General features: G+C 62.8%; 4 protein-coding genes and 1 pseudogene. All 5 read right to left on the bottom strand.

All coding sequences use genetic code 11. The features are described 5' to 3' along the window. Positions 1-304 (bottom strand): annotated as a pseudogene (locus tag ABYV89_RS13425) (phosphopentomutase); the annotation flags it as partial. Next, positions 301-972 (bottom strand): deoxyribose-phosphate aldolase, encoded by a 672-nt coding sequence (gene deoC / locus ABYV89_RS13420; RefSeq protein WP_432823455.1) that lies wholly within the window; start codon positions 970-972, stop codon positions 301-303. The pseudogene ABYV89_RS13425 and the gene deoC, both read right to left, overlap by 4 nt. A 40-nt stretch (positions 973-1012) precedes the next feature. Continuing rightward, a complete protein-coding gene (gene argJ / locus ABYV89_RS13415; RefSeq protein ID WP_432823454.1) occupies positions 1013-2212 on the bottom strand; it encodes a bifunctional glutamate N-acetyltransferase/amino-acid acetyltransferase ArgJ in 1200 nt (399 codons plus the stop codon). 3 nt (positions 2213-2215) lie between these two features. Further along, on the bottom strand, positions 2216-3913 hold the full coding sequence (locus ABYV89_RS13410; protein WP_432823453.1) for a response regulator: 1698 nt from the start codon (positions 3911-3913) through the stop codon (positions 2216-2218). A 30-nt stretch (positions 3914-3943) separates the two neighbouring features. Then, positions 3944-6157: preprotein translocase subunit SecA (secA, locus tag ABYV89_RS13405; protein ID WP_432823452.1), on the bottom strand; the 2214-nt coding region annotated here is incomplete at its 5' end.

Below are 6157 nucleotides of genomic sequence, written 5' to 3'. Positions count from 1 at the left end.
TCGGCAGCGGCTGCGGCTCTACGATCCCGGCGAGTTCCCAATGTCCGGTGGTGGTGTCCTTACCGGCCGAGCATTCGGCCATCCGCCCCCAGGCCGCCTGCGCGGTCGGCACCGGCGGCACCCCGGGAAGCGGCAGAATATTACCCAGCCCCATACGCTCAAGCGTCGGCAGCGACAACCCGCCGCAGACTTCGGCCACATGCAGCAGGGTATTCGCCCCGAGGTCGCCGTACCGGCCGGCGTCCGGAAGCGCTCCGATGCCGACGCCGTCCAGCGTGATCAGCACCACCCGGCGCAACCTCATATCCCCTGCTCCCGCCGCCACTGGTCGACGATGGTCATGCCGGCACTGGTGCCGATACGGGTCGCTCCGGCCGCCAAAAACTCACGACAGCCCTGCCAATCACGAATCCCCCCGGCCGCCTTGACCCCGACCCGGCCTGCCGATACCTGCGCCAGCAGCGCCACATCAGCCAGGGTCGCCCCGCCGGGACCGAACCCGGTGGAAGTTTTCACGTAGGCGGCCCCGGCCTTCGCCACGCAGTCCGTAAGCACCCGTTTGCAGACATCGTCCAGATAGCAGCATTCGAGGATGACCTTGACCCTGGCAGCCCCGGCGGCCCGAACCACTTGGCGGATGTCCTCTTCGATCTCGGCATGGCGGGCGGCCAGCGCCGCCCCCAGGTGAATCACCATGTCGATCTCGGCCGCCCCCCGGGCCACCGCTTCGGCCGTTTCAAAGATCTTGACAGAAGTTGGCAGATAACCGAGCGGAAAACCGACCACGGTGCCGACGGCGACCTCCGAACCGTACAGCAGGTCGGCGGCCTGCGGCACAAAAACCGGCGGGATGCACACCGAGGCAAAGCCGTACTCCACCGCTTCCTCGCACAGGCTTCGCACCTGGTCGGCGGTGGCGTCGGGTTTCAGCAGGGTATGGTCGATAACGCTGGCGGGGCTAGGCAGAATCATGCGGTCATTTCAATAAAAGGTGGTTTGCAAATGCTGCCGGTCAACTGCGGTAATCAGCGTTGATTTTTACGTAATCGTAGGTCAAATCCGAGGTGTAGTAATGGGCCTGGCCCTGGCCCAGGTGCAGATCAACAGTCACGGTGAATTCCGGGGTTTTCAGCACCTCGGTCGCCCTGGCTTCAAGCTCCTTGCCGGTACCGAGGCCGTTTTCAACCACCGGAACGTCGCCGAAACAGATCCCTACCCGCTCGGGATCGACCTGGGCGCCGGAGTAACCGACGGCGGCGATGATCCGCCCCCAGTTGGCATCCTGGCCGAAAAAGGCCGTTTTGACCAGATTCGAGGTGGCAACGCTGCAGGCGGCCAGCTTGGCCTCGGCATCGCTGGCTGCCCCCTGCACCAGTATCCGTACCAGCTTGGTCGCCCCTTCGCCGTCCCGCACGATCATTTTCGCCAGTTCGAGCAGAACCTCGTCGAGCAGGGCTTGAAACTGCCGTCCGGCAGCCGAATCGGCGACAATCGGCGGGTTGCCGGCCACGCCGTTGGCCAGCAGCAGGACCATGTCGTTGGTCGAGGTGTCGCGATCGACGGTAATACTGTTGAATGACCGGTCGGCGCCGCTGCGCAGGGCGCTGTCGGCAAAAACGCCGTCCAGGTCGGCATCGGTCATGACAAAGGCCAGCATGGTCGCCATGTTGGGATGAATCATCCCGGCTCCCTTGGCCACCCCGAGAATACGGTAAGGCCGGCCGGCAACCTCGCCGGTCACCGCATAGCGCTTGGCGAAGGAATCGGTGGTCATGATCGCCGCTGTCACAAGATCGGCGCAGTCCGGCTGCAGCTGCCCCGCCAATGGCGCCACGTGCTGCTCAAACTTGTCCATCGCCAGCGGCACACCGATGACGCCGGTCGACGACACCGCCACCAGCTCCTCGTCGATACCGAGGGCGGCGGCCGCCAGTGCGCCGCTGCGCAGGGAATCGCGACGCCCCTGCTCGCCGGTGCAGGCATTGGCGTTGCCGCTGTTGACCAGGATCGCCTGGCAGCGCCCGTTGCGAACCCTGGGAAGCGTTATCTGGACCGGGGCCGCGACCACCTTGTTGGTGGTGAACACGCCAGCGCAGCGGGCCGGGACATCGGATACGATCAGCGCCAGATCGGGCCGACCCGACTTTTTCAATCCGGCTGAACAGGCGGCAAACCTGAAACCGGGAACTCCCTTGATCTCCTCGTTATTCATCGGTCACTCTCCGTTCGTGTTCCATGCCGGAAGCTGAAGGCCAAAGGTGGTCCCCTCTCCGCATGAAGGGACCAGCACAATTTCACCGCCCATGCGGCGGACAATGGCGCGGCAGGTCGCCAGCCCGACGCCGACCCCTTCTGGCTTGTCGGAATCGATATCGCCAAGCTGCACGTAACCGTCAAAAATATCGCTGCCGGCATCAAGCGGCACGCTTCGGCCGTCGTTGTGAATCTGCAGATAGACGGAAGGGTTTTCGTCATGGGCGCTGTTTTCGGCCCGGATCAAAATCCGGCCGCCCGGACGGTTGAACTTCACGGCATTCTCCAGCAGGGCGTGGAGAAGAACCGGCATCTCCCGGCTGTCACCGCGCACCGGGTGCAACCCTTCGGCAAGTTCGAGGCCGACGGTCACCCCCTTGGCATCGACCTCCGGCTCCCGTTCAGCCAGGGCCGCGGCCAGCAGTTCGGCAAGAGCCAACGGAACCCCCTGCCAGCCCTGCGTCCCCGTGTCAATGCTGAAAAGCTGCAGCATGCCGCCGATCAGCTTTTCCATATGCTGCCCTTCCTGCAGCACATTCTTCAAAAACCCCTGCACCTCGGCGGCATCGATCTGGTCGGGGAAATTAAGAATCAGGTCGACATAACCGAGAATCGAGGTCAGCGGCGTATTGAGTTCGTGAGAAAGGCTGGATACCAGCCGGGAACGATCCTGGTTCAGCTTGAGCAGGCTGCGGTTGACCTGTTCCAGCTCACGGGCCCGTTCCCGAAGGATCGAGACCAGCTGCAGGTTGTCGATGGCCAGCGACGTCTGGTGGGCAATGGTTGCCAGCAGATCCCGATCATTGGCGCCAAAAGGCTCCCGGGTATGCTTGTCGCTCACATAGAGCACGCCGATGACCTGATCGCGGCTGCGCATCGGCACCGCCAGCAGCGGCTGATCGTCGAACCGGTCGGCGGCCTCCGCCAGCGGATAGCGGGGGTCACTGGCCAGATCGTCAACCAGCACCGGCTCACCGGTCAGCAGCACCTGGCCGCAGATCCCCAGCCCCGACGCCAGCGCCAGGTCTCCGGCCGCGGTCTCGTCCACGCCGCGCGAGGCGGCGACCCGCAGACCACCGTCGTCGCCAGCCAGCATGACCAGGGCCCGGTTGACCGACAGGAAGGTCACGATCGAGTCGAGGACCTTTTCCAGCAGGCTCGACAGGTTCCCCTCGCTGCTGGCCGTATGCCCGATTTTTTTTAGCAGTACCAGGTCGGAGAGGCGCCGCTGGGCTTCCCTGGCCAGAGATCGGGCGGCCAGCGCCCGCCGGTTTTCTTCGAGGGCCCGCTCAACGGCGGCCAGCAGTTCCTGCTCCTGCAGCGGCTTGGTCAGATATTCGAGGGCGCCGTCCCGCAGCACTTCGCGGGCCGCCTCGAAATCGTGGTGAGAGGAAATCATCACCACCGGGATTTCCGGTCGACGCCGCTTGATGTTGCGCAGCAGCTCGGGCCCGGCCATGCCCGGCATCTCGATATCGGTGAGAACGGCGGCGACCGGCTCACGGGTGATGATATCGATAGCCTCCAGACCCGAACCGGCCTGAAGCACACGATACCCGTGGGATTCCAGAAAGTCGCCCAGAAAGCGCCGAAAAAACGGCGCATCGTCAACGATCAGCAGATCCGGGGAAACCGGGCCCGCAGTCAGTTCGGGAGGCATGGCTGTGGCACCTCAGGGTCTAGATAAAAACTACTTTCCGCAGCATTTCTTGAATTTCTTGCCGCTGCCGCAGGGACAGGGGTCATTGCGCCCCACCTTGTCCTCGTCCCGGGTCGTCGGCTGCTTGGCCTGGTCTTCTCCCCCGGCCCGGTTGAGCACCAGTCGCTGCTTGCGCTGTTGCTCCTCCATCCGCTCGACGTCGTCCTCGCGCTTGAGCTGTACCCGGAACAGTTTATTCACCACCTCCTGGCGAATCCGCCCCATCATCTCCATGAACAGTCGGTAGGCCTCGCGCTTGTATTCTTCCTTGGGATTACGCTGCCCGTAGCCGCGCAGCCCGATCCCTTCTTTGAGGTGGTCGATGGAGAGCAGGTGATCTTTCCACTGCATGTCGATGGTCTGCAGCAGCAGCACTTTCATCAGGTGTTCCATGACCGGGGTAGTGAACTCCTCTTCCTTTTCCGCCAGCCGGGCCATGACCTGCTGCTTGAGGTCCTGCTCCAGTTCCTCGCGGGTCAGCCCCTTGTCGGCCTCGGGAAGCAGGGGCAGGATCATGAACTGGTCGAACATGTCCTTGGCCAGGCTGTCCCAGTTCCAGTCGGCCGGGGGGGTCTTTTCAGGGCAGAAGGTGGCCACCACGTCTTCGACCATCTCCAGCATGATCCCTTCGACGGTTTCGCGAAGATTCTCGCCGCCAAGCACCTCGCGGCGCTGGGTATAGATGACCTCGCGCTGCTTGTTCATGACGTCATCGTATTCGATGAGGTGCTTGCGGATTTCGAAGTTGTGCCCTTCGACTTTTTTCTGGGCATTTTCGATGGCCTTGGAAATCATGCCGTGCTCGATCGGCTCCCCTTCCGGCAGCTTGAGCTTGTCCATCACAAACGCCACCCGGTGGGAGCCGAAGATGCGCAGCAGGTCGTCCTCGAGGCTCATGTAGAACCGGCTCTTGCCCGGGTCGCCCTGACGGCCGCTGCGGCCGCGCAGCTGGTTGTCGATCCGGCGCGATTCGTGGCGTTCGGTACCACAGATATACAGGCCGCCGGCTTCGAGCACCTCGGCCTTTTCGGCCGCGCAGATCGCCTTGTATTTTTCCAGCAGGGCGGGATAGGCCGCCTCGGCATCCTCGCTGGAAGCGGCCTCACGGCGGGCCAGCAGCTCCGGGTTGCCGCCGAGAATAATGTCGGTGCCGCGGCCGGCCATGTTGGTGGCGATGGTCAACGCCCCCTTGCGCCCGGCCTGGGCGACGATCTCCGCTTCCTTCTCATGGTGCTTGGCATTGAGGACATTGTGCGGCACGCCACGCTTGCGCAGCATTTCGGCGATTTCTTCCGACTTCTCGATGGAGATGGTGCCGACCAGGGCCGGCTGCCCCTTGGCGTGACACTCGACGATATCCTCGACCACCGCCTTGAATTTTTCCTTTTCGGTCTTGTAGATGACATCGGCAACGTCGAGCCGCTGCATCGGCCGGTTGGTCGGGATCACCACCACGTCGAGCTTGTAGATTTCGTGGAATTCGGCCGCCTCGGTGTCGGCGGTACCGGTCATCCCTGAGAGCTTCTCGTACATGCGGAAGTAGTTCTGGAATGTGATGGTGGCCAGGGTCTGGTTTTCGCTCTCGATCTTGACCCCTTCCTTGGCTTCCACCGCCTGGTGCAGACCGTCGCTCCAGCGCCGCCCGGGCATCAGCCGCCCGGTGAACTCGTCGACGATCATGACCTCGCCGTCTTTCACCACGTAATCGACGTCCCGCTTGAACAGGGCGTGGGCTTTTACAGCCTGGTTGACGTGATGCAGAATTTCGATATTGCGCGGTTCGTAAAGGTTGTCGATGCCGAGCAGTTTTTCAACCCGGGCCACCCCCTCCTCGGTCAGGGACGCCGCCTTGGCCTTTTCATCGACGGTGAAATCACCCGTGTATTCCTTGGTGCTCTGCCCGATCTTGCCGTCCCGATGCTCGATCATCTCCCCTTTTTTCAGCATCGGAATGATCCGGTCGACGGAATAGTAGAGCTCGCTCGAAGCTTCGCTCGGACCGGAGATGATCAGCGGGGTGCGCGCCTCGTCGATGAGAATCGAGTCAACCTCGTCGACAATGCAGAAGTTCAGGTTTCGCTGGACGTAGTCCGCCAGAGCGAATTTCATGTTGTCGCGCAGGTAGTCGAAACCGAACTCGTTATTGGTGCCGTAGGTGATGTCGCAGCCGTAGGCCTCTTTGCGCTGGGTGTCGCTGAGTCCGTG

Source organism: Trichloromonas sp. (assembly GCF_041583255.1).
In the GTDB taxonomy this organism is placed as follows: domain Bacteria; phylum Desulfobacterota; class Desulfuromonadia; order Desulfuromonadales; family Trichloromonadaceae; genus Trichloromonas.
This window is presented reverse-complemented; position numbering and strand designations above follow the sequence as displayed.

Coding starts and splice junctions, on each gene's coding strand:
- deoC (WP_432823455.1), bottom strand. CDS start 972: ATGATTCTGCCTAGCCCCGCCAGCGTTATCGACCATACCCTGCTGAAA.
- argJ (WP_432823454.1), bottom strand. CDS start 2,212: ATGAATAACGAGGAGATCAAGGGAGTTCCCGGTTTCAGGTTTGCCGCC.
- ABYV89_RS13410 (WP_432823453.1), bottom strand. CDS start 3,913: ATGCCTCCCGAACTGACTGCGGGCCCGGTTTCCCCGGATCTGCTGATC.